Here is a 25949-nt window from a genome sequence, read left to right on the forward strand (position 1 = left end):
CCGGCCCACTCAGCCCTGGCCGTCCGCCTCGGGCGCGGGCGTGCGGGGCCCGTCCGCGGCCTGGTGCGCTCCGGCCTCGCGCGGCATCCACACCAGCACGATGACCACCCCGACGGCCGCGCAGCACAGCGACACCAGCGCCGCCGCGTGCAGCCCCGACAGGAACGCCTCCTTGGCCGGCGCCACGAGCGCCGTCCCCGCCTCGCCCAGGCTCCGGGCCACGGCCATGGTGGCCTCGATCGACTCGCCCGCCGCGTGCAGCCCCGGGTCGCCCGGGTGCGCGGCGGAGCCCTCCTGCGCGGCGGCCTCCTCCAGGGCCGGGGTGATGTCCGCCCGGTAGCGGAAGGAGATGACCGCGCCCAGCACCGCGACGCCCATGGCGGTGGCCACCTGGCGGACGGTGTTCTGCATCGCCGAGGCCGCGCCCGCCTTGCCGGGCGGCACCGACGAGACGATCGCGTCGGTGGACGGGGTGAGGACCACCGCCATGGCGCTGGCCTGGGTGAAGAAGAAGACCAGGATCAGCCAGAGCGGGGTGTCCGCCTCCAGCAGGGTGAAGAACGCCAGGCTGGCGCAGACGATGAGGATGCCGGTTGCGGCGACGGCGCGCGGCCCGAACCGCCGGACCAGGTTGGGGCTGAGCGGCGCCAGGAGCATCTGGCCGACCGCGGCCGGGAGCACCAGCAGCCCGGCGACGAACGGGCTGAACTCGCGCACGCTCTGCCAGTAGAAGCTCATGAAGAAGATGAGCCCGGACATGCTGAAGAACATCAGCATGACGGTGGCCATGGCGACGCTGAACCGCGGGTTCCGGAAGAACCGCACGTCCAGCGACGGGTTCTCGGTGCGCGACTCGTGGAACAGGAACAGGGCGACGACCGCCACCCCGGCCAGCAGGCTGCCCCACACGTCGGGCCCGGCCAGGGAGGAGCGTTCGCCCGCGGTGATGATGCCGTAGATGAGCAGGACCAGGCCCGGGACGGACAGCAGCACCCCGGGGACGTCCAGGCGGCCGGGGGCCTCGTCCCTGGACTCCGGGACCAGGAAGTACATCAGGGCCAGGCCCAGCAGCACGAACGGCACGTTGACGAGGAAGATCGACCCCCACCAGAAGTTCTCCAGCAGCAGGCCGCCCGCCGACGGCCCGATCGCCATGGCCAGCCCGACCGAGCCCGACCACAGGCCGATGGCGCGGCCGCGCTCCTCGGCCGGGAAGACGGCGGTGATGATCGACAGGGTCTGCGGCATCACCATGGCGGCGCCGAAGCCCATCACCGCGCGGGCGGCGATGAGCTGCTCGGGGCTCTGGGAGTAGGCGGACAGCGCCGAGGCCGCGCCGAACACAGCGAGTCCGGCGGTGATCATCCGTCTACGCCCCCACCGGTCGCCCAGGACGCCGAAGGTGAACAGCATCCCGGCGAAGACCAGGGTGTAGGAGTTGATCGCCCAGGCCAGCTCGGACTGGCTGGCGCCGACCCCGAGCTCGGGGTCGGAGAGGGTGCGCAGGGCGACGTTGAGGATCGTGTTGTCCGCGACGAGCACCAGCAGGCAGATGATGAGGACCGCCAGTCCGCCCCACCGCCGTCGATAAGCCGTCCCAGCGTCCACGTGAGCACCCTCGTTCTCCACGAACCCGTCCGCGCGCGGGCGGAGGACCCGCCCGACGGGATCGCCATGGTAGCGGCCTGGCCCTCCCGGCCCCGCGGCGCGCTCCCGGTGACCGCGACCGCCCGGCGGGGGCGGGCGGCGTGACGCACGCCCGTCCGAGAGAGGGGGGCACGGGGGAAGTTCCCGCCCCGGGTCCCGGTTGTATCCCGAAGGAAGCGGACGCGCGCGACCGTGCGATGATGCACACACGGCACGCGGGCCCGGCCCTTCCCACCGCCGACGGCGGCGGCCGGAGCCCGACCGCCCCCGGCCCCGCGGGGCCGCACATCCGCCGCGTCCGCGCGGCGCACATCTATTTCGTCCACACGTCCGGGGACACCCACGCGGTGCTTCGAGACAACGGAGGAAGACATCATGAGCACCACTGACAAGACCCCCTCCGCCCTGTACGGCGGGGTCACCAACCGGCGCGTCACCATCCGCGACCTGGCCGCCGCCAAGCGGCGCGGCGAGACCTGGCCGATGCTGACCGCCTACGACGCCCTCACCGCGCGGGTGTTCGACGAGGCGGGCATCCCCGTCCTCCTCGTCGGCGACTCGGCGGCCAACGTCGTGTACGGCTATGACACCACCGTCCCGGTCTCCGTGGACGAGCTGGTGCCCCTCACCGCCGCGGTGTCCCGCTCCACCAAGCGGGCGCTGGTGGTGGCGGACCTGCCGTTCGGCTCCTACCAGGGCTCCCCCGAGCAGGCCCTGGCGACCGCCTCCCGGTTCATGAAGGAGGGCGGCGCCCAGGCCGTGAAGCTGGAGGGCGGCCACGCCGTCGCCCGGCAGGTGGAGCTGCTCGTTTCGGCGGGCATCCCGGTGATGGCGCACCTGGGCCTGACCCCCCAGTCGGTGAACACGCTGGGCGGGTACCGGGTGCAGGGCCGCGGCGAGGCCGCCGCCGCCCTGCTCAAGGACGCCAAGGAGCTGGAGCGTGCGGGCGCGTTCTCCGTCGTCCTGGAGTGCGTGCCCAGCGACCTGGCCGCCCAGGTCACCGAGCAGCTGGGCATCCCGACCGTGGGCATCGGGGCGGGCAAGGCCACCGACGCCCAGGTGCTGGTGTGGCAGGACATGGCCGGTCTGAGCCCGCGGGTGGCCAAGTTCGTCAAGACCTACGCCAACCTGCACGACACGCTGCGCGACGCGGCGTCGGCGTTCGCCGACGAGGTCGTCAACGGGGTCTTCCCCGACGCGGAGCACTCGTACGCGAGCTGACCCGCGGGTCGTCCCTCGCAACGGACGCCGGCCGGGGCACCCGCCCCGGCCGGCGTCCGCCGTGTGCGTCCGGTCCGGGCGCCGGGGTGCCGGATTCATGTGAGGCGGGACACGAACCGAATCGTACTCGGGAGTAGAGTCGCCTCATATCCCAGCACCTACGCGGGCCGGGGCACCCGGCCCTTGGGAGGACGCATGCGCATCTCGATGCCGCTCCAGTACGAGGGCGAGCCCAAGGCCGCGGTCGACCAGGTGGTCGAACTGGAGAAGGCCGGGCTGGACACCGTCTGGGTCGCCGAGGCCTACGGCTTCGACGCCGCCACCCTCATGGGCTACATCGCCGCCCGGACCGAGACCGTGAACATCGGCTCGGCGATCCTGCCCCTGTACACCCGCACCCCCACGCTCATCGCGATGACCGCCGCGGGACTGGACCACCTGTCCGGCGGCCGGGCGATCCTCGGCCTGGGCGCCAGCGGCCCGCAGGTCATGGAGGGCTTCCACGGCGTCCCCTACGTCAAGCCGCTGGCCCGCACCCGCGACACCATCGAGATCTGCCGCAAGGTGTGGAAGCGCGAGGAGCGCCTCACCCACGACGGTCCGGTGTTCCGGCTGCCGCTGCCCGCCGACCAGGGCACCGGCCTGGGTCGGCCGCTCAAGATCATCAACCACCCCGTGCGGTCCGAGATCCCGATCTACGTGGCGTCCCTGGGCGTCAAGAACGTGGAGATGACCGCCGAGATCGCCGACGGCTGGCTCCCCCACCTCTTCATCCCCGAGAAGGCCAACACCGTGTGGGGCGGGGCCCTGGCCGCGGGCGAGGGCAGGCGCGACGCGTCGCTGGGCCGGCTGGAGATCGCCGCGGGCGGCCTGCTCGCCATCGGCGAGGGCGAGGACACCAAGAAGCTGCTCGACCTCGTGCGCCCGATGATCGCCCTGTACGTCGGCGGCATGGGCGCCAAGGGCAAGAACTTCTACAACACCGTCGCCCGCCGTTACGGCTACGAGGAGGCGGCCGAGAAGATCCAGGACCTGTACCTGGACGGGAAGAAGGACGAGGCGGCCGCCGCCGTCCCCGAGGAGTTCGTGGAGCTGACCAACATGGTCGGCCCCGAGTCGTACGTGCGCGAGCGCGTGGAGGCGTTCCGCGCCGCCGGGGTCACCAGCCTCAACGTCATCCCGGTGGGCGAGGACCCGGCCGCCCTCATCGAGAAGGTCAAGGGCTGGGTGTCCTGACCCGGACGGGGCGCGGCGCGGGGCCGGGGGCGCTCCCCCGGCCCCGCCGCGGTGTTCACAGGCCGGTGATCCGGATCCCCGCGTGGGTCTTGTAGCGGCGGTTGACCGCGATGAGGTTCGCGGTGAGCGCCTCCACCTGGTGGGCGTTGCGCAGCCGCCCGCCGAACACCCCGCGCACGCCCGGGATGAGCTCGGCCAGGGCCCGCACCGTGTCGGTGGCGGCCCGGTCCTCGCCCAGCACCAGGACGTCCAGGTCCACGGTCTCCACCTCCGGGTCCAGGAGGATCACGGCGGAGACGTGGTGGAACGCCGCCGTGACGGTGCTGTCCGGCAGCACCGCGGCGGCCTGCTCAGCCGCGCTGCCCTCGGGCACGTCCAGCGCGAACGGGCCGCGCTTGTCGAAGCCGAGCGGGTTGACGCAGTCCACCACGAGCTTGCCCGCCAGCGGCCCGGCCAGGGACTCCAGCAGCTCCCGGTGCCCGTCCCAGGGAACGGCCACGATGACGATGTCGCCCTCGGCCGCGGCGGAGGCGTTGTCCAGGCCGCGGACGTCGATGGCGGCGGACTCGGCCTCCACCAGCTCGCGGGCGGCCTTCTCGGCGCGCTCGGCGCTGCGCGACCCCAGGTACACGGTGTGCCCGGCCAGGGCGAACCGGCGGGCCAGCCCGCGCCCCTGGTCGCCCGTGCCGCCCAAAACGGAGATGGTGCGCCCGGTGATGTCGGTGGTCTCAGGTGTGCTCACTTCGGTCATGCGCCGATCCTGTCAGAACCGGGTTCGGAATCCGGTGCGCGCCCCCTCACCACCTGTCCTTCTCGTCCTCGTCCTCCCAGTCGCTGTTGCGCTCGGCGGCGATGGTCAGCGCCCGCGCCGCCGTGGCCTCGTCCGGATAGGGCCCCAGGCGCTCCCGGTTGGGGCAGCCGGCCCCGTGCTCGACGGTGTTGTGCCTGAGGCAGTACCACCAGCCGTCTTCCTGTACGTCGGCCACCGCGTCCGCCTTTCCTCGTTCCTGGTCGGTCACCTACCCGGGCGGGGGTGTTCCTCACACCCGAGCGGCCGCTGCCGGCCGGCGCCACGAACTAGAATCCGTGTCCATGACTACTCCGCTGGTTCCCGGGCGCATCTCGCCGCAACGTTCGGTCCCCTCCCACATCGTCCGCCCCGAGTACGTCGGGCGGAAGCACCCCGTGGAGGGCGTCCTGGGCGACGTGCAGACCCCGGAGACCATCGAGCGGATGCGCGTGGCGGGGCGGATCGCCGCGCAGGCGCTGGAGGAGGTCGGCAGGCACGTCGTGCCGGGGGTGACCACCGACGAGCTCGACCGGATCGGCCACGAGTTCCTGCTGGACCACGGCGCCTACCCGAGCACGCTGGGGTACAAGGGCTACCCCAAGTCGCTGTGCTCCTCGCTCAACGAGGTCATCTGCCACGGCATCCCGGACGACACGGTGGTCTCCGACGGCGACATCGTCAACATCGACATCACCGCCTACAAGGACGGCGTGCACGGCGACACCAACGCCACGTTCCTGGCCGGGAACGTGTCCGAGGAGCACCGCCTGCTGGTGGAGCGCACCCGCGAGGCCACCATGCGCGCCATCAAGGCGTGCCGCCCGGGGCGGCGGATCAACGTGATCGGCCGGGTCATCGAGTCGTACGCCAAGCGGTTCGGCTACGGGGTGGTGCGCGACTTCACCGGGCACGGCGTCGGCCCGGAGTTCCACTCCGGCCTCGTGGTGCCGCACTACGACGACCCGCGCGCGGACACCGAGATGGTGCCCGGGATGACGTTCACGATCGAGCCGATGATCACCCTGGGCGGGGTCGACTACGACATGTGGGACGACGGCTGGACCGCCGTGACGGCCGACCGCAAATGGACGGCCCAGTTCGAGCACACCCTGGTCATCACCGACACCGGCGCGGAGATCCTCACCCTCCCTTAGCCGCCGTCCCCCGGCTCCCCTCCCCGTGCGCCCCCGGAGGTCCCATGGCGCGGTTCGTCCACCTGGCGCCCGCCGCTGCCGCCCGGCGCGCGGCGCGGTCCGGACTGCGCGCGAACCCCGGACGCGACGGGGGGCGCGGGGTGTACTGCTTCCCGGTGCTGCCCTCCTACACGCTCACCCACCAGTGGCTGCGCGAGCTGTCCCGCTGGAAGGACGCCCGGGGCATGGCCGCCGTGCACCTGCTGCTGCCCGACGGCGAACCCGTCCTGGTCGGGCACTACGGCGGCCCCGGGCGCCGGACGACCGCGGCCGGGGCTGTGGGCGCCGTCGCCGCGCTGGAGGACCCGCGCGGCTGGGAGGTGTTCGTGCCCCGGGCGGTGACCGCCCGGGAGGTGCGCGCGGTCCGGACCGTGCGCCGCGGGGTCGGCTGGCGCTACCTGCCCGGGGCCCACGGGCGGCCGCCGTGCACGTGCGCCGGCTGCCGGGTGCGCGGTGCGTACGGATCGCGGAGGCTGCTCGAACGCAGGCCCCATCCGGCGGACGGCCCCTGGCCGCCGCCCCGGGTGCTGCTGGAGCGCATCGACCGGGCGTCGGCCGACGGCGACGCGGCGGCGCTGTGCGCGGCGCTGGAGGGGTTCGGCCATCGGCGGCGCGGTCCCGTGAACCGGCTGCTCCCGCTGGCCGGCCACCCCGACCCGCGGGTGCGCTCCGCCCTGGTGTGGGCGGTCTGCGGGTGGTCCACCCCCGGCACCGGCGATCTGATCTCCCTGCTGGCCGCCGACCCCGACCCCGGGGTGCGGGAGGCCGCCGGGGACGTCCGGGAGATCCGCGGGGACCGGTAGTCCGGGCCTGTTCCGGCGATGTCTGGCGCGGTCAGTGCGGTGGGGGCTAGTGTCGGGCGGGTGAAGATCCTGATCTCCGCGGACATGGAGGGCGCCACCGGCGTCACCTGGCCCGCCGACTGCGAACCCGGCACGGAGCAGTGGCAGCGCTGCCGGGCGATGTTCACGGGCGACGTCAACGCGGCGATCGCCGGGCTGTTCGACGGCGGCGCCACCGAGGTCCTGGTCAACGAGGCCCACTCCACCATGCGCAACCTGCTGCTGGAGGAGCTGGACGGGCGCGCCACCATGATCACCGGCCGCCACAAGGAGCTGTCGATGGTGGAGGGCGTCCAGCACGGCGACTGCGACGGCGCCGTGTTCCTGGGCTACCACTGCGGCGCGGGCGAGGAGGGCGTGCTCGCCCACACCTACCTGCCCAACGCCGTCACCGGGGTGTGGCTGGACGGGGAGCCCGCGAGCGAGGGCCGGCTCAACGCCGCCGTGGTCGCCGAGTACGGCACCCCCGTCATCCTGGTCACCGGCGACGACCGCGCCTGCGAGGACGCCGAGACCTACGCCCCGTTCGCCCGCACCGTCGCGGTCAAGGAGTACGTGAGCCGGTACGCGGCCCGCTGCCGCCCGCCCGCGCGCACCGCCGAGGACATCCGGCTGGCCGCGTCGAAGGCCACCCTGCTCGCCGGGCGCCTGGACCCCGCGGAGCCCGTCACCCGGACCGTGGAGGTCGAGGTGGACGCCGCCCACCTGGCGCAGGCCGCCGCCCTCGTCCCCGGGGTCACCCGGACCGGGGCGCGCCGCGTCCGCTACACCTCGCCGGACGCCTACGAGATGATCCGCTGCTTCAAGACCGTCACCACGATGATCTCCCAGGCGATGGAGCAGGACTACGGCTGACCGGCCGCCCCGCGCCCGCTCCCGGACCCGCACACCCTCCCGCACCGCAGAACCGCAGAAAGGCCGCGCCGTGGCCCCCACCTCCTCCGCCACCGACACCGCCCGGGCCGGTGAGGACGCCGTCGTCCTCACCCGGGGGCTGATCCGCCGGGACTCCACCAACCGGGGCGGGGGCGAGGGGGACGAACGGGCCGCCGCCGAGTACGCGGCCGAGGCGCTGACCGACGCCGGGCTCGCCCCGGTGGTGCTGGAGTCGAAGCCGCGCCGGGCCAACGTGGTGGCCCGGGTGCCCGGCACCGACCCGGACGCGCCCGCCCTGCTCGTCCACGGCCACCTGGACGTGGTGCCCGCCGACGCCGCCGACTGGACGGTGCCCCCGTTCTCCGGGGAGATCGCCGACTGCCCCGTCACCGGGCTGCCCGCGCTCTGGGGGCGCGGCGCCGTGGACATGAAGAACACCGTCGGCATGGTCACCGCCGTCGTCCGGGAATGGGCCCGCGCCGGGGTGCGGCCGCGCCGCGGCATCGTGCTGGCGTTCGTCGCCGACGAGGAGGACAGCTCCGAGCACGGCGCCGAGTTCCTGGTGCGGCGGCACGCCGACCTGTTCGAGGGCTGCACCGAGGCCGTCGGCGAGGGCGGCGGCGAGACCGTGTACGCCCGCGGCGTCGACGGGCGGACCGTGCGGCTGTACCCGGTGGGGGCCGCCGAGCGGGGCAGCGCCTGGCTGACGCTGCGCGCCGCGGGCACCGCCGGGCACGGGTCGCGCCCGCCCCGGGACAACGCCGTCGCGAGCCTGGCCGAGGCGGTCGTGCGGATCGCCGGCCACCGCTGGCCGCTGCACCCCACCCCCGTGGTGCGGGCCGCCCTGGACGGCATCGCCGCCGCCCTGGGGGTGGAGCGCGCCCCCGGGGACGCCGACACCGACGAGGCGGTGGAGGCGCTGCTGGCCCGGCTGGGCACGGCGGCCCCGCTGGTCTCCCCCGCCCTGCGCAACAGCGCCGCGCCCACGATGCTCTCCGCCGGGTACAAGGTCAACGTGGTCCCGGGCGAGGCCACCGCGGGGGTGGACGGCCGGGTGCTGCCGGGGGCCGCCGCGGACTTCGAGCGCACGATGGACGCGCTCACCGGGGACCGGGTGTCGTGGGAGTACGCGCACTCCTCGCCGCCGGTGTCCGCCCCGGTGGACTCGCCCGCGTTCGCCGCGCTGCGGGCCGCCCTGCTGGAGCAGGACCCCGGGGCGCACGTGGTGCCGGTGTGCCTGTCCGGCGGGACCGACGCCAAGGTGTTCGCGCGCCTGGGGATTGACTGCTACGGGTTCTCGCCGTCCTGGCAGCCGGAGGGCCTGGACTACACGGGGCTGCTCCACGGGGTGGACGAGCGGGTGCCGCTGGAGGGCCTGCGGTTCGGGGTGCGGGCCCTGGACCGCTTCCTGCGGGCCTGAGCGGCCGAGCGTTATGGGTGGGCGCGCGCCGTCGGGGCGGGCGCGGCGATACCGGGATCCATGAGGGGGAACGCGTGACGGAACCGACGGCGGTGGCCGACCGGGGGGTGGCGGCGGGGGTCCGGCCGCCGAGGCTGCGCAGGGGCGACCGGGTGCGGCTGGTGGCGCCGTGCAGTCCGGTCCCGGAGCCGATGCTGGAGACGGCGGCCGAGGAGCTGCGCCGCTGGGGCCTGGCCGTGGAGTTCGGGGAGCACGTGCGCGACCGGCACCCCGTGCTGCCGTACCTGGCGGGCGAGGACGCCGACCGGGCCGCCGACCTCCAGGAGGCGTGGTGCGACCCGGACGTGGCCGCGGTGTTCTGCGTGCGGGGCGGGGACGGGGCGCACCGGACCCTGGACCTGCTCGACTTCGCGGCGCTGCGGGCGGCCGCTCCCAAGGCGCTCATCGGGTTCAGCGACGTCACGGCGCTGCACGAGGCGTTCGCGGTGGAGCTGGGCGTGGCGACGGTCCACGGGCCGGTGATCGGCACCAAGTACTTCGTGGGCGACCCGGTGGCGCAGGAGGAGCTGCGCGTGACCCTGTTCGAGCCGGAGCGGCGCACGGTGCTGACCTCGTCGGGCGCGCACGCGCTGGTGCCCGGGCGCGCCGAGGGGGTGGTGTTCGGCGGGAACCTGAGCCTGCTCAACGACGGCCTGGGGACGCCGCACAGCCGGGCGTCGGCCGCCGGGGGGATCCTCATGCTGGAGGACGTCGGCGAGGACGTGGCGCGGGTCGACCGGATGCTCACCCACCTGCTGCGCACCGGGTGGACGGACGGCCTGGCCGGGGTGGTGCTGGGCACGTGGACCGACTGCCCGCCGGACCCGGGGGCGATCGCCGACCTGATGCGCGACCGCCTCGCCCCGCTGGGGGTACCGGTGCTGTGGGGGCTGGAGACGGGGCACTGCGCCGCGCAGCTGACGGTGCCGCTGGGTGTCCCGGCCCTGCTCGACGCCGAGAACGGCACCCTGGAGTTCGCCGTCCCCGGCCTGGCCTGAGCCGGCCGGTGCCGGGCGCGGCGCCCGGCACCGGCCGCGCCGGCGGGTCGGGCGGCCCGCCCGTCCGCGCCCTCGGATACCTATACCGGCGGAATCCGGGGCGGGAGTCTAGACTCGACGGCATGGTGAGAGAGCCGCTGACCCAGACCCAGATCGAACGCGGACGCCTGCTCGGCGGGCTGCTGCGCAGCGCCCGTGCCGACCGCACCATGGTGGACGTGGCCCGGCAGGCCGGGATCTCCGTGGAGACGCTGCGCAAGATCGAGGGCGGGCGCATCCCCACCCCCGCCTTCTTCACCGTCGCCGCCATCGCCGCCGCCCTCGACCTCTCCCTGGACGACCTGCTGCGCCGCGTGGACGACGCCGCCGCGGCCCCGGTGAGCGCCTGAACGAGGGCCCCTCCCCCTCTTTCGCCGGCGCCCGCCGCCGTGGTCCAATCCGGTGGCCGCACGTCCGCGACCGAAGGAGGACCAGTGGAGAGACCGTCTCAGAGCGTGCGCCCCGCGTGGTGGCTGGAACCCGTGAACGCGCTGCTCGCCCCGTTCGAGGGGCGGTCCGGGGACGGGGGGTCCTTCGACGCCGCGCTGCGGGCGGCCTCCTCCCGCAGCGGCCTGCCCCGGCTCCCCGACGAGCCCTTCCTGTCCGACCTGAAGGTCCTCCACGACGCCTGGCAGGCGTCGCCCGACCTCACCCCGGTCGGCCGGTTCGCCCTGCGGAGCGAGATCCGGCGGCGGCTGGAGACGCGCCTGCGCATGCTCCACCTGCTCGACGCCCGCCCCGAGGTCGCCGCCGAGACCGTCGACCGGCCGGTGTTCATCACCGGCCTGCCCCGGACCGGCACCACGTTCGGGCACGGGCTCCTCGCCCGACACGTCCGGGGCCGCGCCCCGATGCTGTGGGAGCTGCTGAGCCCGGTCCCCGACACGGGCAGGCCCGGGGAGCGCACGGTGGGCAGGCGCGAGCGCCTCGCCTCGGCCCGGACGCAGATCCGGGGCATGAACGCCCTGGGCCCGGGCTTCGCGACGATCCACCCCATGCACCCCATGGAACCGGAGGAGTGCGTCTTCCTCCTGCCGCACGGTCTGAACAACCACGTCCGCGCCCCCGTCCCCGGCTACCGCGCGTGGCTGGAGCGGCGCGACGCCACCCCCGACTACGTCTACCTCAAACAGCAGCTCCAGGCTCTGCAGTGGGGGCGGCCCGCACGGCGCTGGGTGCTCAAGTCGCCACTGCACCTGCCCAACCTGGACGTCCTGCTGTCGGTCTTCCCCGACGCGGTGGTGGTCCTGACCGACCGCGACCCCGCGCGGGCGATGCCGTCGTGGGCGAGCCTGACCGAGGCGGGGATGCGCCTGCACTGCCGCGGGGTGGACCCGCGCCGGATCGGCCGCGAGTGGCTGGACATCTGGGCGCGGGCCGCCGAGCGCGCCCGCGCCGTGCGGCGCGAGAGCGCCCCCGAACGCTTCCTCGACCTTCCCTACGACGAGCTGACGTCCGACCCGCTCGGCGCGGCCGAACGCGTCTGGCGGAGCCTGGGCGAGGAGTTCGACGCGGACAGCCGGGCCCGGGCGCTCGCCTACACGCGGCGGGACCGGCGCCGGAACCCCGGCGGCCACAGGTACGGGCTCGACCGCTACGGCCTCACCGCCGGGGAGGTGCGCGCGGCGTTCGGCCCGGACCCCACCGGCTCGGCCGCCGCCCGCACGGCCGCCTCCGGAGACTGAGGCGCCCGGGGGACCGCCGGTCCGGCGGTCCCCTCGCGGACCCGGCGACCCGCGCGGGGGCGGCCCCGGGGCGGCGGACCTCTCCGGTCCAGCGCGGGGCCCTGGGGCTAGGTTGGGATCACACGCCCGTACCGGGCGTGTTCCCGACCCCTCCGGCCGCGCGGGTGGTAGGCACGAGGGGGCCGCGTCGACGAGGACCAGCAGGGGGAAGACATGAGCGAACAGGCGTTGCGGGTGGACGAGGCCGAACTCCGCGGCCTCCTGGACGGCCGGTGGGCCCACGTGCGCGAACGCGTCCGGGACGTCCTGCGGGGAGAGCTGTACGCCCCGGTGTACGGCCTGTCCGTGGAGGAGCACCGCGAGCGCACCCTGAAGCAGCTGCTCGCGCTGGCCGAGACCGACCTGCCCGGGTACGGCTTCCCCGCCTCCGTGGGCGGCGAGGACGACATCGGCGCCTCCGTGGTCGCCTTCGAGATGCTCGTCGCCGACCTGTCCCTCATGGTCAAGATGGGCGTGCAGTGGGGCCTGTTCGGCGGGGCGATCCGCGCCCTGGGCACCGAGCGGCACCACACCGAGTACCTGCCGCGGGTCATGTCCGTGGAGCTGCCCGGCTGCTTCGCCATGACCGAGACCGGCCACGGCTCGGACGTGCAGAACCTGCGCACGACGGCCACCTACAACCCGGTCACCGAAGAGTTCGTGATCGACACCCCCGACGAGTCGGCGCGCAAGGACTACATCGGCAACGCCGCCCGGGACGGCCGCATGGCGGTCGTGTTCGCCCAGCTGCACGCCGACGGCGAGGAGCACGGCGTGCACGCCCTGCTCGTGCCGATCCGCGACGAGCACGGCGAGCCGATGCCCGGGGTGCGGATCGAGGACTGCGGCCCCAAGGCCGGGCTCAACGGCGTGGACAACGGGCGGCTGTGGTTCGAGGGCGTGCGGGTGCCCCGCGCCAACCTGCTCAACCGGTACGGCACCGTGGCGCCCGACGGCACCTACTCCAGCCCCATCCAGAACCCCAACCGGCGGTTCTTCACCATGCTGGGCACGCTGATCCGCGGCCGCATCAGCGTGGCCGGGGGCGCGGGCGGCGCCGCCAAGGCCGCGCTGGCCATCGCGGTGCGCTACGCCGACACCCGGCGCCAGTTCACCCGGCCCGGCGGCGACGGTGCGCCCGAGCAGGAGGTGCGCATCCTCGACTACCTGGCGCACCAGCGCAAGCTGCTGCCCGCGCTGGCCCGGACCTACGCCCTGCACTTCGCGCAGGAGGAGCTGGTGACGCGGCTGCACGAGCTGTCGCGGGCACCGCGCCGCGACGAGCACGCCCAGCGGGAGCTGGAGTCGCGGGCGGCGGGGCTGAAGGCCGTCTCCACCTGGCACGCGACCGCCACCATCCAGACCTGCCGGGAGGCGTGCGGCGGCGCCGGGTACCTGTCGGAGAACCGCATTCCGCAGCTCAAGGCCGACTCCGACATCTTCACGACGTTCGAGGGCGACAACACGGTCCTGCTGCAGCAGCTCACCAAGGGCCTGCTGACCAACTTCCAGGACTCGTTCGGCGACCTGGACACGATGGGGCTGGCCCGGTTCATGGCGGGCAGGGTGTTCGAGACGGTGATCGAGCGGACCGCGGCGATCCCGCTGATCGACCGGCTCATCGCGGCCTCCCCCGGGCGCGACGGCGCCGACCTGTACAACCGGGGCTGGCACCTGGAGCTGTTCGAGGACCGGGAGGAGCACATCATCGAGGGCCTGGCCGGGCGGCTGCGCCGCGCCGGGAAGGACGGCGGCGACGCGTTCGAGGTGTTCAACCGGGCCCAGGACCACGTGCTGGCCGCCGGGCGGGCGCACATGGACCGGGTGGTGCTGGAGGCGTTCGTGGCCGGGATCGACCGGTGCGGCGACAAGGCGACGGCCAAGCTGCTCAACCGCGTGTGCGACCTGTACGTGATGTCCGTGATCGAGGAGGACCGCGCCTGGTTCCTGGAGCACGAGCGGCTGTCGACGGCGCGGACCAAGGCGGTGACGCGGGCGGTGGACGACCTGTGCCGGGGGCTGCGGCCGTACGCGGTGCAGCTGGTCGACGCGTTCGGGCTGCGCGACGAGTGGCTGGCGGCGCCGATCGCGCTGGGCTCCGAGCACCGGCGGCAGGGCGACGCGGCCCCGGCCCGCGGGTGATCGGGGGTGCGGCCCTGGGCGAGGGCCGCACCCGTCGGATAGAGTAGTCAAAGTTGATTAGCATTCCGTTGCCGAACGGGGAGGGTGTGGCATGTCGGCCATCCGGCTGCTGGTCCTGGGGGCGGTCCGCCTGCACGGCCGGGCGCACGGCTACCAGGTGCGCAACGACCTGGAGTTCTGGGGCGCCGACGAGTGGTCCAACGCCAAGCCGGGGTCGGTCTACCACGCCCTGAAGCAGCTGGCCAAGCAGGGCCTGCTGCGCGCGCACGACACCGCGCCCTCCACCGCGGGCGGCCCGCCCCGCACCGAGTACGAGATCACCCCGGAGGGCGTCGAGGAGTACTTCTCGCTGCTGCGGCGGGCGCTGTCCGCGCACGACGAACGGCGGGACATGCTCTCGGCCGGCCTGGGGTTCATGGTGGACCTGCCCCGCCACGAGGTGATCGAGCTGCTGAGCGTCCGCGAGGAGGGGCTGAAGGCCTGGCAGGACTCGGTCAGCACCCACTACATCCCCGACGAGTACGCCGACACCATGGGCCATATCGGCGAGATCATGGGCATGTGGCTGGCCGTGGGCCGCGCGGAGGCGGAGTGGACGCGGAGGCTGATCGAGCGCATCGAGACGGGCGCGCACTCGTTCGCGGGCGAGGGCGGGAACCCCTTCGAGGGCGTGTTCGCCGAGGACAACCCCGAGCTCATGGCGGCCTGGCGGATCGGCGAGCCCCCGGCCTGACCCCGGCGCCCGGGGAGGCGTTGTCCGGGAGGGGCCGGGCACCGGCCCGGAGCGGCGTACGCGGTGCGGGAGAACGCCCGGGAGCCCGGGGGCGGACAGGTCGTCCTCCCCCGGGCGTGCGAGCGCGGGGCGGGTGTCCGCGGGATCCGGTCGGACCCCGCGGACACCCGCGGCCGGGGTCAGCGGGACAGGGACCGGAAGCGGGCCGCGGCCATCGGGCAGGCGACCAGGAGCAGCAGCACCGGCCACAGCACCGCCAGGAACAGGGCGTTCTCCGCCGCCCAGGAGGTGCCCGCCGCGCCGGGGTTGCCGAACAGGTCGCGGACCGCGGTGGCCGTCGCCGACATCGGGTTCCACTCGGCGACCGCGCCCAGCCACCCCGGCATGGCCTCGGGGGAGGCGAAGGCGCTGGAGGTGAAGGCCACCGGCCACACCAGGATCTGCACCGCCATCACCAGTTCCGGCCGCCCCACCACCAGCCCCAGCCAGACGCCGCAGGCCAGCATCGCGGCGCGCAGCAGGAGCAGCAGGCCCACCGCGCCCAGTGCCGCGCCCAGGCTGCCGTGCCAGCGCCAGCCGAGGGCGAAGCCGGCGGCGAGCACGATGAGCAGGCCCGCGACGGACTCCAGGAGGTCGGCGACCCCGCGCCCGACCAGCACGGCGGTGGAGGCCATGGGCAGGGAGCGGAACCGGTCCAGCACCCCGCGCTCCAGGTCGCGGGTGATGGCGGTCATCGTGCCCTCCAGGCCGAACGCCATGGTGAGCACCAGCAGGCCGGGGACCAGGAACTCGGTGTAGTCGCCGCCGCCGGCGACGGTCATGCTCCCGCCGAGGAAGAGCGCGAAGAGCACCAGCATCATCACCGGGAAGAGCAGCCCGATGACCGGGCCCCACGGGTTGCGGGCCCAGCGGGCGAACTCCCGGCGGGTCATCGTCCAGGAGTCGCCCGCCCAGCGGGCGAGGGCTCCGAGTTCCTCCTCGTGCGCCCGGGCGTCGTACAGGTCGGTCGTGCGTGTCATGTCCTTCTCCGATCGTCGTCAGCGGCCGGGGCCCGCCCCGGATGTCCGTCCCCACCCCGTGAGGCACCGCCCCCGCCAGCCGGGGCGTGCGGGTCGGTCACGTGGTGCCCGGGGCGGCGGGGACGCCCGCGGCGGGCGGGGCCGGGGCCCCGGCGGCGTCCGCGGGGGACTCGGCGGGGGATCCGGTGAGGCGGAGGAAGACCTCGTCCAGGGTGGGTCGGCGGACGGCCAGGTCCTCCGCCTCGATCCCCTCCGCGTCCAGCGCCCGGACGGCGCGGGCCAGGGCGCCCCGCCGGTCGGCGACCGGGAGGCTGATGCGGCGTGGGCGCTCCCCCTCCCCGGGCGACTGGTCAAACTTGACCAGTTGGTCAAGGTCGAACGCGCCGGAGCCGCCGAAGAGGCGCCCCAGCACGGCGGCGGCCTCGGCCAGGCGGCCCGGGTTCGCGACGACCACGTCGAGCCGGTCGCCGCCGACCAGCCCCTTGAGCCGGTCGGCGGTGCCCTCGGCGATCACCCGGCCGCCGTCGACCACGCTGATGAGATCGGCCAGTTGGTCCGCCTCCTCCAGGTACTGGGTGGTGAGCAGCACCGTGGTCCCCGCGCCCACCAGCGAGCGGACCGACTCCCAGACCTCGGTGCGACCGCGCGGGTCCAGGCCCGTGGTCGGCTCGTCCAGGAACAGCACCGCCGGGTCGACGATGAGCGAGGCCGCCAGGTCCAGGCGGCGGCGCATGCCCCCGCTGTACCCGGACACCGGGCGCTTGCCGGTGTCGGCCAGGCCGAACCGCTCCAGCAGTTCGCCGGCTCGGGCGGCGGCCCGGCGGCCGCCCAGGTGGTGCAGGCGGCCGAACAGTTCGAGGTTCTGCCGCCCGGACAGCTCCTCGTCCAGTGCCGCGTGCTGGCCGAGCAGCCCGATGCGGCGCCGGACGTCGCGCGGCCGGGCGGCGACGTCGATCCCGTCCACCTCCACCCGCCCCCGCTGCACCCGCAGCAGGGTGGCCAGGGTCCGGACCAGCGTGGTCTTGCCCGCGCCGTTGGGCCCCAGGATGGCGTGCACCGTCCCCCGCTCCACGGTCATGTCGAGACCGTCCAGCGCGCGCGTGTCGCCGTAGGCCTTGTACAGCCCCTCCACCAGAACGGCGGGCTCGCGATTCTCCATGGACCCTCCCCATGACTGATCAAGTTTGACTACTCGGAGGAGGGTACTGCCCATACCGCCTCCTAGTCAAACTTGATTACCTGATGTTCTTCAAACGCCCGGCCCACCGACGGCGCGTTGCCGCTCAGTCGGACAGCCAGCGCCGGAGCTCTCCGGCGTTGCGGAGCTCCGCTTCGACACGGGCCCGCTCCGGCTCCGTGAGCCCGATCCCCCGCAGCCGCCCGATCCACTCGGCGCTCCGCTCCCCCTCCCCGAGCGGGACGGACAGCTCGATCAGCATCGCCAGCGCCATCGCCCGCTCCACGGGCGGAGCCCCGTCGCCGTGCCTGCGCAGCCCCGACTTGAGGAAGCGCCAGGCCATCCGGTCGTCGAGCTTGAAGTCGCGGATGATGCGTGCGCCGTCCAGGACCCGGGCCAGGCCCTCAAGGTCCGGCGACCCCCCGTACTCCAGGTCTTCGGGTTCGTCTCGCTGGATGACCATGATCGAGTTGCCCGAGGGGTCCATCACCGTGAACCGGCTCGCCCCGGGCCGGTAGCGGGTGATCCGGGGCAGCCCCCGGGTCGGCACCCGCCCCTTGGCCGCGCGCACGGACGCCACCAGCGCCGCGTGGTAGGCGGCCACGTCGTCGACCAGGACCAGGCAGCCGCCGCTCTCCTCCAGCGCGGGGTCGAGCCCCTTGGGCGCCCGCCCGTAGTGCAGGTGGATTCCGCTCCACTGGAATGCGAGGTAGAGGTAGGGCCGGTGCTGCCGGTAGGTCACCTCGAACCCGAGGGACTGGAAGAAGTCCAGCGTCTCCTCCGCCGAGACGCACGGCAGCAGGGGGACCGTGGTCTCGTTCGGGCGCACGCCCGGCGGCGCGTCCCGCACCGCCGACCCACCCCCCTCCGCGCTTCCGTCGATCCCGCCCCCGGCCTCCGCGACGCCTTCGCCCACGACCCCTCCTTCGCCACACCACTCCCCCTGACACCACAAGACCCGAAAGCCCCGACCGCCCCGGCCCCACAGTCCGCGCCCGGGCCATCGACACCCCGACCCACGGGAGTGATCAAGTTTGACCAGTGGTGCGAGCCTAGACCACACCACTCCCACTAATCAAGTTTGATCAATCACGGGAAATGCCGCCTCGGACTTCCACCCGCGCCTGTGACCCACCTAACATGAAGACAATTCACGTTAGGCAGGTGATCCGTGCGCACACCCCCGGCGCCCCCGCCCTCCGAACGCCCCGGCCCCGCCGACCCGCCCCCCGGCACCGGCACCGCCCCCGACACCGCGGCCGCCTCCCCGGCCGGGGCCGCGACCGCCTCCGAACCGGTCCCCGAGGCCCTCGCCGAGCCCGCCTCCCCCGTCGGCGCCCTGTGGGTGGCCGGGATCAGCCTGGCCAACCTCGGCATGTGGATGGCGTTCTTCGGCCCCCTCCAGGTCCTCCTCCCCGAGCAGGTCGGGGCCATCGCCCCGGAGGGCAAGGAGACCGCCCTGGCCTGGGTCACGGGAGTCGGCGCCCTCGTGGCCACGCTCGGCACCCCCCTGGCCGGGGCGCTGTCCGACCGCACCACCGGCCGCCTGGGCCGCCGCCGCCCGTGGGTGCTGCTGGGCGCCGTCCTGGGCGGGATCGGCCTGACCGTCCTGGGCCGCCAGGACAGCGTGGCCGGCGTCCTCGTCGGCTGGTCGCTGGTCCAGGCGGCCCTGTCCCTGCTCAACGCCACCCTGCTCGCCGCCGTCCCGGACCGCGTCCCGGTCCGCCAGCGCGGCGCGGTCTCCGGCTGGGTCGGCATCCCCCAGTCCGCGGGCGTGGTGGTCGCCGTGGTGCTGGTGACCGCGGTGGTCACCCGCGTCGCCCCGGGCTACACGCTCATCGGCGTGCTGCTCATCGCCTGCGCCCTGCCCTTCGCCCTGCTGTCCCCGGACCCCCCGCTGCCGCGCGGGGCCCGCCCGCCCTGGCGCGACCTCGGCCGCGGTTTCTGGGTGTCCCCGCGCCGCCACCCCGACTTCGCCTGGGCCTGGCTCACCCGGTTCCTCATGCAGACCGGCAACGCCATGTTCACCCTCTACCTGCTGTACTTCCTGCGCGACGGCATCGGCTACGAGGAGCTCTTCCCCGGCTCCTCGGCCACCGACGGCCTGCTCCTGCTGATCCTGGTCTACACGGCCGCGGTGGTGGCGACCACCGTGGTCGCGGGCGTGCTCTCCGACCGCTGGGGGCGCCGCCGCGGCCCGGTGTGCGTGTCCGGCGCGGTGTGCGCGCTCCCGGCGTTCCTGGTGGCGCTGTTCCCGTCCTGGCCGATGACGGTCGCGTGCGCGGTGGTGCTGGGCGTCGGGTTCGGCATCTACCTGTCGGTGGACAACGCCCTGGTCACCGAGGTCCTCCCGGCCGCGGAGGGCCGCGCCAAGGACCTGGGGATCGTGAACATCGCCAGCGCCGGCCCGCAGGTGATCGCCCCGGCGCTGGCCGGCCCGATCGTGGTGTACCTGGGCGGCTACCCGGTCCTGTACACGGTCTGCGGCCTGCTGACCCTGCTGGGCGCCGTCCTGGTGTGGCGCATCAAGGGGGTGGCCTGACCCGCGCCCCGCCCCCGCCCGTACCCCGTACCCCTGTCCCCGCCCTCCCCGGCCGGTCTCCGCTCCCGGACCCGGCACCCGAGGGCACCCGTGCACGAAAGGCGGATCCGTTATGTCGTCACCGTTCCTGTGGGGTGTGGCCTCGGCCGCGTTCCAGGTGGAGGGGGCCCTGGCCGAGGACGGCCGCGGCCCGTCGGTCTGGGACACCTTCGCCGCCCGCCCGGGCGCCGTCCGCGACGGCCACAGCCCGGCCGTGGCCTGCGACCACTACCACCGCTGGCCGCAGGACGTGGACCTGCTCGACCGGCTGGGCGTGAACGCCTACCGCTTCTCGATCGCCTGGCCGCGGGTGGTGCCGCAGGGCACCGGGCCGGTGAACAAGGCGGGCCTGGACTTCTACGACCGGCTGGTCGACGCCCTGCTGGAGCGGGGCATCACCCCGTTCCCGACCCTGTTCCACTGGGACCTGCCCCAGGCCCTGGAGGACGCGGGCGGCTGGTCGTCGCGGGACACCGCGCGGGCGTTCGCCGACTACGCGGCGGTGGTCGCCGACCGGATGGGCGACCGGGTCCCGCGGTGGATCACCCTGAACGAGCCGGTGGTCCACATGGCCTACGGGCACGCGTTCGGGACCCACGCCCCGGGTCACACCCTGGAGGTCCCCGGAGTCCTGGCGGTGGCGCACCACCTGCTGCTCTCCCACGGGCTGGCCGCCGCGGAGCTGCGCTCGCGCGGCCTGGAGGCGCTGCTCACCAACAACCTGAGCCCGGTGCGCGGCCCCCAGGACCCGACCGGCGCCGACCTGGCGGCGGGGGCGGCCTACGACGCCCTGCACAACCGGCTGTTCACCGACCCGGTGCTGCTGGGCTCCTACCCGGACCTGTCGGCGTTCGGCGCGGCGGAGGTGCCGGGGGTGCGCGAGGGGGACCTCGGGGTCATCGCGGGCAGCGCGGACGGCATCGGTGTCAACTACTACAACCCGAGCCTGGTCCTGGCGCCGGAGGAGGGCGCGGGGCTGCCGTTCGCGCTGGGCGAGATCACCGGCGTGCCCACGACGGCGTTCGGGTGGCCGGTGGTCCCCGAGGGGCTGACCGACACGCTGGTGGGGCTGTCGGAGAGGTACGGGGAGGCGCTGCCGCCGCTGTACGTCACCGAGAACGGCTGCTCCTGCGAGGACACCGTGGTCGACGGCCGGGTCGCCGACCCCGGGCGCATCGCCTACCTGGAGTCGCACATCGCCGCCGTGGACGCGGCCCGCGCGCGGGGAGCGGACGTGCGCGGCTACTTCGTGTGGACGCTCACCGACAACTTCGAGTGGGCGGAGGGCTACCACCAGCGGTTCGGCCTCGTGCACGTGGACCACGAGACCCAGGTCCGCACGCCCAAGGACTCCTTCGCCCGCTACCGCGACATCATCGCCGCCCGCACCGGGGCGCCGGACTCCCCCGCCTGACCGCCGCGGGGGCGCGGCCGACCCACCGGCCGCGCCCCCGCGCGCACCGGAGCCACATCCGTGTCGACGGCCCCAGGGCCACCCGACGGCCGCGCACCGACCCGTCGGCTCCGCCGGAAAGGACCCACGCGCACCATTAGGGTGCACCGGAGTCACATCCGCATCAGCGGCACCGCGGCCGGTCGGCGGCCGTGCGCGCTGCCACGCGGCACCGACCGGGGGCTACTCGGCGACGGGGTCCAGGGGGCCGCTGTCGAACCGCTCGGGGGCGTGCTCGCCGCGCTTGCGGGCGGGCTCCCACCACCACCAGTGCGAATCGGGCACCCAGTCGGGCACCTCCTCGCCCGCGGAGGACACCGCGGTCTCGGCCACCGCCTCCAGCGCGTCGTCGATGCGCACCACGGCCTCCAGGTCCTCCTGGCGCAGGAACTCGCGCCAGGGCACGAACTCCTCGGCGAGGATCTGGAGCATGGACCGGCGCCAGCAGGCGGGCCGGTAGCCCTCGTAGCGGCCGTTCTCGGCGGCGGTCTGGCTGCGCACCACGTACAGGCCGAGCCGGTCGGGGTTGTTCCCGCTGACCAGCAGCTCGGCGAGGGTGGACGTGAACTCGCGGCCGGCGGGCGACCGGCGCGCGGCGCGGTCGGTCGCCCGGTAGAGGTCGAACAGCGCGGCGAAGGCCTCGTCCATGAGCGCGTCCCGGTCCCTGCGGCGCGCGGCGCTCTCCGCGAAGGCGTCCAGTGCTCTCCTGGCCAGGGCGGGGATGTCCCTGCCCGCGTCCGCACTCACCTGTCCACCGCCTTTTCCTGTTGTGAGGCTGTTCTCTCGGGGGAGGCGCCACCGGGGGTGTCGGCACGTTCGGTGACGGCCGGGCTTCCGATGATAAACACCGCGTTCGCGGTGCCGCCATCGCGGGAGGCCCGGACGCGCGGCCTCATCCGGCCAGGACCGTGTCGAGCATTCCGGCCCACTGGCGCACGATGCGCCTGCGACGTGCGGTGTCGTCGGTGAGCAGGTTGGCCAGCCCCAGGCCGCGGGCCAGGTCGAGGGTGGCCTGGACGGCCTCGCGCACCCCGGGCCGCGACTCGTCCGCCCCCAGCAGCTCCACCGCGGCCCGGTGCAACTCGCGCCCCACCTGCTCCTCCATCGGGACCACGCTCTCGCGCAGGGCGGGGTCGCTGGCGGCGGCCGCCCACAGCTGCAGGGCGGCCCGGAAGTCGTCCCCGGTGAACGCGTCCACGGCCACCTCCACCACGGCCTCGGTCCGCCCGGGCCCCTCGGGGACCTCGGCGATGCGGCGGCGCAGCTCGGCGCCCCGGGTGTCGAGCATGTGCCGCATGACCGCGAGGAACAGGTCCTCGCGGGTCGGGAAGTGGTGCTGTGCCGCCCCCCGGGACACCCCGGCCGCCTCGGCGACCGCCCCGACGGTGGCTCCGGCCACCCCGTGCCCGGCCAGGCGGCCCACGGCCGCCTCCAGCAGCCGGGCGCGGGTGGCCCGGCTGCGCTCCTGTCTGGGTTCGCGCTCCGCTGCGGTCCCCAACCGTCGCCCCCTCGCTCGCCACCGTGCGGACGCCCGGCCCCCGGGCGCCCGCACCCGAATCAGTACGACTTGGGCAGCCCCAGGGACTGCTGCGCCACGTAGTTGAGGACCATCTCCCGGCTGACCGGGGCGATCCGCGCCAGGCGGGCACTGGCGATCGCCGACCCCAGCCCGTACTCGCTGGCCAGGCCGTTGCCGCCGAGGGTCTGCACGGCCTGGTCGATGGCCCGCACGCACGCCTCCGCCGCGGCGTACTTGGCCATGTTGGCCGCCTCGCCCGCCCCCGCGTCGTCGCCGGAATCGTAACGGAACGCGGCGTGCTGGGTCATCAGCCGGGCCTGTTCCAGCTCGATCTTCACCTGGGCGAGGGGGTGGGCCAGGCCCTGGTGGGCGCCGATGGGGGTGTCCCGCCACACGGTGCGCTCCTTGGCGTAGGCCACGGCCTTGTCGAGGGCGTGCCGGGCGCTGCCGGCGGCCAGGGAGGCGGCCATGATGCGTTCGGGGTTGAGTCCGGCGAACAGCTGCAGGAGCCCGGCGTCGGGGTCGCCGACCAGGGCGTCGGCGGGCAGCCGGACGTCGTCGAGGAACAGCTGGTACTGGTGGTCGGGGCTGACCAGGTCCATCTCGATGCGGTGCTTCTCGAACCCGGGGGTGTCGGTGGGCACCACGAACAGGGCGGCGGAGAGCCTGCCGGTGTCCTCGTCCTGGATGCGGCCCACCACGAGGACCGCGTCGGCGACGTCCACCCCGGAGATGAAGGTCTTGCGCCCGTTGAGGACCCATTGGTCGCCCTCGCGGCGGGCGGTGGTGGTGATCCGGTGGGAGTTGGACCCGGCGTCGGGTTCGGTGATGGCGAAGGCCATGATGGTCTCGCCGGTGGCGATCCCGGGCAGCCAGCGCTCGCGCTGTCCGGGGGTGCCGAAGCGGGACAGGACGGTGCCGCAGATGGCCGGGGACACGACCATCATGAGGGTCGGGCACCCGGCGGCGCTGAGCTCCTCCAGGACGGCGGCCAGGTCGCCGATGCCGCCGCCCCCGCCGCCGTACTCCTCGGGGAGGTTGACGCCGAGGTAGCCGAGCTTGCCCGCCTCCCTCCACAGCTCGGTGAGGTAGGCGTCCTCCTTGGCCTTGGCCCGGTAGTACGCGGACCCGTAGCCGCCGGCGAACGCGGAGACCACGGCGCGCAGTTCGACGCGCTCGGGGGGTTCGTTGAAGGTCATGGCTCCGGTCATCGGCTGTGCTGCCCTTCGTAGTCGAGTACGGCCAGGGGGGTTCCGGCGGCGACCCGCTCCCCCGGGGCGACCGGGATCTCCCGGACGGCTCCGGCGGCGGGCGCCGTGATGCGGTGCTCCATCTTCATGGCCTCCATCCGCAGCAGGGTCTGTCCCGCGCGGACCTTCTCCCCCGCCGCGACGTCGACGGAGGTGACGGTGCCCGGCATGGGCGCGGGCAGCGCCCCGGGGTCGACGGCGGCCTCGGGGACGGGCAGGGGGTCGACGCGGGTGAGGGCGACCGACCCGTGCGGGGTGTCGACGTGGATCCGGTCGCCGGAGCCGCGGACGTCGAAGGCGCGCACCAGCCCGTCCACCTCCAGGACGGCCCGGCCGGCGGTGGCCGCGGCGGGGTCGGCCCGGTCGGCGGTGACCGACCGGACGCGCACGCCGGGCCGTTCGGGGACGGGGGCGCCGCGGACGGTGCGGTGGACCGCGGTGACCTCGCGCCCGTCGTCGGTGGTGTAGCGGCGCAGGTGCGCCCCGGAGGGCAGGTTGCGCCAGTACGCGGGGATCCCGGCGGGCAGGGGCCCGCTCCCGCGGGACGCCTCGGCGCCGACCAGGGCCGCGGCGAGGGCGGCGAGCTCCTCGGTGTCGGGGGCGGCCAGCGGGGTGGCCAGCGCGGTGAGGCGGTCCCCGGTGAGGAAGCCGGTGTGCAGTTCCCAGGGGCGTTCGGCGGCCCGGGCGAACACCGGGTGGCGCAGGACGCGCACGAGCAGGTCGCGGTTGGTGCCCACGCCGTGGACGCGGGCGCCGACCAGGGCCGCGGCCAGGCGGCGCAGGGCGTCGCGGCGGTCGCGGCCGTGGGCGACGACCTTGGCGAGCATGGGGTCGAAGTCCGTGCCGACGGCGTCCCCGGCCTCCACCCCGGAGTCCAGGCGCACGCCGGGGCCCGCGGGCCGGTCGAAGCGCGCTGTGGCGGCGGGGACCTCGAACGCGGTGAGCACGCCGGTGCGCGGCCGCCACCCCTGCCGCGGGTCCTCGGCGTAGAGGCGCACCTCGACGGCGTGCCCGGCGGGCGGGGGCGGGCCGCCGTCGGGCAGCGGCTCGCCCTCCGCGATCCGGATCTGCCATTCGACCAGGTCCAGCCCGGTGACGCATTCGGTGACGGGGTGCTCGACCTGGAGCCGGGTGTTCATCTCCAGGAACACGGGCGTGCCGAACGCGCCGCCGCCCCCTTCGCCGGGCGGACGGACCGGGACGAGGAACTCGGCGGTCCCCGCGCCGACGTAGCCGATGGCGCGGGCCAGACCGCGGGCGGCCTCGTGCAGTCCACGGCGCACGTCCTCGGGCAGGCCCGGGGCGGGAGCCTCCTCGACCACCTTCTGGTGGCGGCGCTGCACCGAGCAGTCGCGTTCGCCGACGGCCCACACGGTGCCGTGGGCGTCCGCGAGGATCTGCACCTCGATGTGGCGCCCGCGCTCCACGTACGGCTCGCAGAACACCTCCGGGTCGCCGAACGCGGCGGCGGCCTCGGCGCGGGCGGCCTCCGCCTCGGCGGGCAGGTCGGCGAGGTCGCGGACCACGCGCATGCCCCGTCCCCCGCCGCCGGCGGAGGCCTTGACCAGGACGGGCAGGTCCTCGGCGCGCACGTCGGCGGGGTCCAGGGAGGCGGCGACGGGGACCCCCGCCGCGCGGGCGGTCTCCTTGGCGCGGTTCTTGGAGCCCATGCCCTCGATGGCGTCGGCGCCGGGCCCCACCCAGGTGAGCCCGGCGGCGGTGACCGCGCGGGCCAGGGCGGGGTTCTCGGACAGGAAGCCGTAGCCGGGGTGGACGGCGTCGGCCCCGGCGGTGCGGGCCGCGGCCACGATCGCGCCGGGGTCGAGGTAGGCGTCCACGGGCCCGCCCCCGGCGGGGACCGGGAGGGGGACGGCGGTGTCGGCCTCGGCGACGTGGGCGGCGGCCTCCTCCCCCGGGGCGTGCACGGCGACGGTGCCGATGCCCAGGGTGCGGCAGGTGCGCATGACGCGGCGCGCGATCTCGCCGCGGTTGGCGACCAGCAGGATCGTGATGGGTCGGGGGTGCTCGGTCGGAGTGGTGGTCACGGGTG

Annotated in this window: 23 protein-coding genes; 13 read left to right on the forward strand and 10 right to left on the reverse strand. The window is 74.8% G+C overall.

Going from position 1 to position 25949, the window contains the following annotated elements; all coding sequences use genetic code 11:
* Positions 1 to 9: 9 nt before the first annotated feature.
* Positions 10 to 1608, reverse strand: a complete 1599-nt coding sequence (locus ACFVNO_RS06965; protein ID WP_355265824.1) for an MFS transporter — start codon at positions 1606 to 1608, stop codon at positions 10 to 12.
* Between the two features lie 414 nt (positions 1609 to 2022).
* Here ACFVNO_RS06965 and panB point away from each other — a divergent pair, with 414 nt between their 5' ends.
* Positions 2023 to 2868 (forward strand): 3-methyl-2-oxobutanoate hydroxymethyltransferase, encoded by an 846-nt coding sequence (panB, locus tag ACFVNO_RS06970; RefSeq protein ID WP_220559830.1) that lies wholly within the window; start codon positions 2023 to 2025, stop codon positions 2866 to 2868.
* Between the two features lie 195 nt (positions 2869 to 3063).
* Positions 3064 to 4104, forward strand: a complete 1041-nt coding sequence (locus tag ACFVNO_RS06975) for an LLM class F420-dependent oxidoreductase (protein WP_378890126.1) — start codon at positions 3064 to 3066, stop codon at positions 4102 to 4104.
* Between the two features lie 55 nt (positions 4105 to 4159).
* Here the strand turns inward: ACFVNO_RS06975 and npdG are convergent, their stop codons facing one another.
* Positions 4160 to 4855 (reverse strand): NADPH-dependent F420 reductase, encoded by a 696-nt coding sequence (npdG, locus tag ACFVNO_RS06980; protein WP_220559828.1) that lies wholly within the window; start codon positions 4853 to 4855, stop codon positions 4160 to 4162.
* A gap of 46 nt (positions 4856 to 4901) precedes the next feature.
* Positions 4902 to 5090 carry a hypothetical protein gene (locus tag ACFVNO_RS06985; protein WP_355265830.1) on the reverse strand — a complete coding sequence of 63 codons (189 nt, stop codon included), beginning with the start codon at positions 5088 to 5090 and terminating at the stop codon, positions 4902 to 4904.
* 106 nt (positions 5091 to 5196) lie between these two features.
* Here ACFVNO_RS06985 and map point away from each other — a divergent pair, with 106 nt between their 5' ends.
* The 9 genes from map to ACFVNO_RS07030 all read left to right on the forward strand — a co-directional run bounded on the left by map (position 5197) and on the right by ACFVNO_RS07030 (position 14900).
* Complete coding sequence (gene map, locus ACFVNO_RS06990) at positions 5197 to 6048, forward strand: type I methionyl aminopeptidase (RefSeq protein WP_220559826.1); 852 nt, start codon at positions 5197 to 5199, stop codon at positions 6046 to 6048.
* A gap of 44 nt (positions 6049 to 6092) precedes the next feature.
* Entirely contained in the window at positions 6093 to 6890 is a 798-nt protein-coding gene (locus ACFVNO_RS06995) for a HEAT repeat domain-containing protein (RefSeq protein ID WP_378890132.1), read from the forward strand.
* A gap of 60 nt (positions 6891 to 6950) precedes the next feature.
* On the forward strand, positions 6951 to 7784 hold the full coding sequence (locus ACFVNO_RS07000; protein WP_355265837.1) for a M55 family metallopeptidase: 834 nt from the start codon (positions 6951 to 6953) through the stop codon (positions 7782 to 7784).
* Between the two features lie 70 nt (positions 7785 to 7854).
* Entirely contained in the window at positions 7855 to 9225 is a 1371-nt protein-coding gene (locus ACFVNO_RS07005; protein WP_378890135.1) for a M20/M25/M40 family metallo-hydrolase, read from the forward strand.
* A gap of 74 nt (positions 9226 to 9299) precedes the next feature.
* Positions 9300 to 10262: an LD-carboxypeptidase gene (locus ACFVNO_RS07010; protein ID WP_355265843.1), complete on the forward strand. Its 963-nt coding sequence runs from the start codon at positions 9300 to 9302 to the stop codon at positions 10260 to 10262.
* Positions 10263 to 10384: 122 nt separating this feature from the next.
* A complete protein-coding gene (locus tag ACFVNO_RS07015) occupies positions 10385 to 10651 on the forward strand; it encodes a helix-turn-helix domain-containing protein (protein ID WP_220559820.1) in 267 nt (88 codons plus the stop codon).
* Positions 10652 to 10735: 84 nt separating this feature from the next.
* The gene (locus ACFVNO_RS07020) at positions 10736 to 11986 is read left to right on the forward strand and encodes a sulfotransferase (RefSeq protein ID WP_355265846.1); all 1251 of its coding nucleotides are present in this window, start codon (positions 10736 to 10738) and stop codon (positions 11984 to 11986) included.
* A gap of 213 nt (positions 11987 to 12199) precedes the next feature.
* The gene (locus ACFVNO_RS07025) at positions 12200 to 14167 is read left to right on the forward strand and encodes an acyl-CoA dehydrogenase (RefSeq protein WP_378890140.1); all 1968 of its coding nucleotides are present in this window, start codon (positions 12200 to 12202) and stop codon (positions 14165 to 14167) included.
* A 91-nt stretch (positions 14168 to 14258) separates the two neighbouring features.
* Positions 14259 to 14900, forward strand: coding sequence for a PadR family transcriptional regulator (locus tag ACFVNO_RS07030; RefSeq protein WP_355265852.1), 642 nt, complete (start codon positions 14259 to 14261; stop codon positions 14898 to 14900).
* A gap of 179 nt (positions 14901 to 15079) precedes the next feature.
* On the opposite strand, the gene ACFVNO_RS07035 is transcribed toward ACFVNO_RS07030, so the two are convergent.
* The 3 genes from ACFVNO_RS07035 to ACFVNO_RS07045 form a co-directional block, all read right to left on the reverse strand.
* Complete coding sequence (locus ACFVNO_RS07035; protein ID WP_220559816.1) at positions 15080 to 15919, reverse strand: ABC transporter permease; 840 nt, start codon at positions 15917 to 15919, stop codon at positions 15080 to 15082.
* Positions 15920 to 16016: 97 nt separating this feature from the next.
* Positions 16017 to 17078, reverse strand: a complete 1062-nt coding sequence (locus ACFVNO_RS07040) for an ATP-binding cassette domain-containing protein (protein ID WP_378890145.1) — start codon at positions 17076 to 17078, stop codon at positions 16017 to 16019.
* 124 nt (positions 17079 to 17202) lie between these two features.
* Positions 17203 to 18012, reverse strand: a complete 810-nt coding sequence (locus ACFVNO_RS07045; protein ID WP_378890148.1) for a glyoxalase — start codon at positions 18010 to 18012, stop codon at positions 17203 to 17205.
* A 255-nt stretch (positions 18013 to 18267) separates the two neighbouring features.
* Between ACFVNO_RS07045 and ACFVNO_RS07050 the strand changes: the two genes are divergently transcribed.
* Positions 18268 to 19638, forward strand: a complete 1371-nt coding sequence (locus tag ACFVNO_RS07050) for an MFS transporter (protein WP_378890151.1) — start codon at positions 18268 to 18270, stop codon at positions 19636 to 19638.
* 112 nt (positions 19639 to 19750) lie between these two features.
* On the forward strand, positions 19751 to 21091 hold the full coding sequence (locus ACFVNO_RS07055; protein ID WP_355265858.1) for a GH1 family beta-glucosidase: 1341 nt from the start codon (positions 19751 to 19753) through the stop codon (positions 21089 to 21091).
* A gap of 222 nt (positions 21092 to 21313) precedes the next feature.
* On the opposite strand, the gene ACFVNO_RS07060 is transcribed toward ACFVNO_RS07055, so the two are convergent.
* The 4 genes from ACFVNO_RS07060 to ACFVNO_RS07075 all read right to left on the reverse strand — a co-directional run bounded on the left by ACFVNO_RS07060 (position 21314) and on the right by ACFVNO_RS07075 (position 25944).
* The gene (locus tag ACFVNO_RS07060; protein ID WP_220559812.1) at positions 21314 to 21877 is read right to left on the reverse strand and encodes a hypothetical protein; all 564 of its coding nucleotides are present in this window, start codon (positions 21875 to 21877) and stop codon (positions 21314 to 21316) included.
* 145 nt (positions 21878 to 22022) lie between these two features.
* Positions 22023 to 22628 (reverse strand): TetR/AcrR family transcriptional regulator, encoded by a 606-nt coding sequence (locus ACFVNO_RS07065; RefSeq protein WP_355265861.1) that lies wholly within the window; start codon positions 22626 to 22628, stop codon positions 22023 to 22025.
* A gap of 59 nt (positions 22629 to 22687) precedes the next feature.
* The gene (locus tag ACFVNO_RS07070; protein WP_355265864.1) at positions 22688 to 23860 is read right to left on the reverse strand and encodes an acyl-CoA dehydrogenase family protein; all 1173 of its coding nucleotides are present in this window, start codon (positions 23858 to 23860) and stop codon (positions 22688 to 22690) included.
* Entirely contained in the window at positions 23857 to 25944 is a 2088-nt protein-coding gene (locus ACFVNO_RS07075; RefSeq protein ID WP_378890157.1) for a biotin carboxylase N-terminal domain-containing protein, read from the reverse strand. The genes ACFVNO_RS07070 and ACFVNO_RS07075 overlap by 4 nt, the downstream gene beginning before the upstream one ends.
* Between the last annotated feature and the right edge of the window lie 5 nt (positions 25945 to 25949).

Origin of the sequence: Nocardiopsis sp. NPDC057823 (assembly GCF_042797335.1) — a bacterium.
GTDB lineage: Bacteria > Actinomycetota > Actinomycetes > Streptosporangiales > Streptosporangiaceae > Nocardiopsis > Nocardiopsis changdeensis.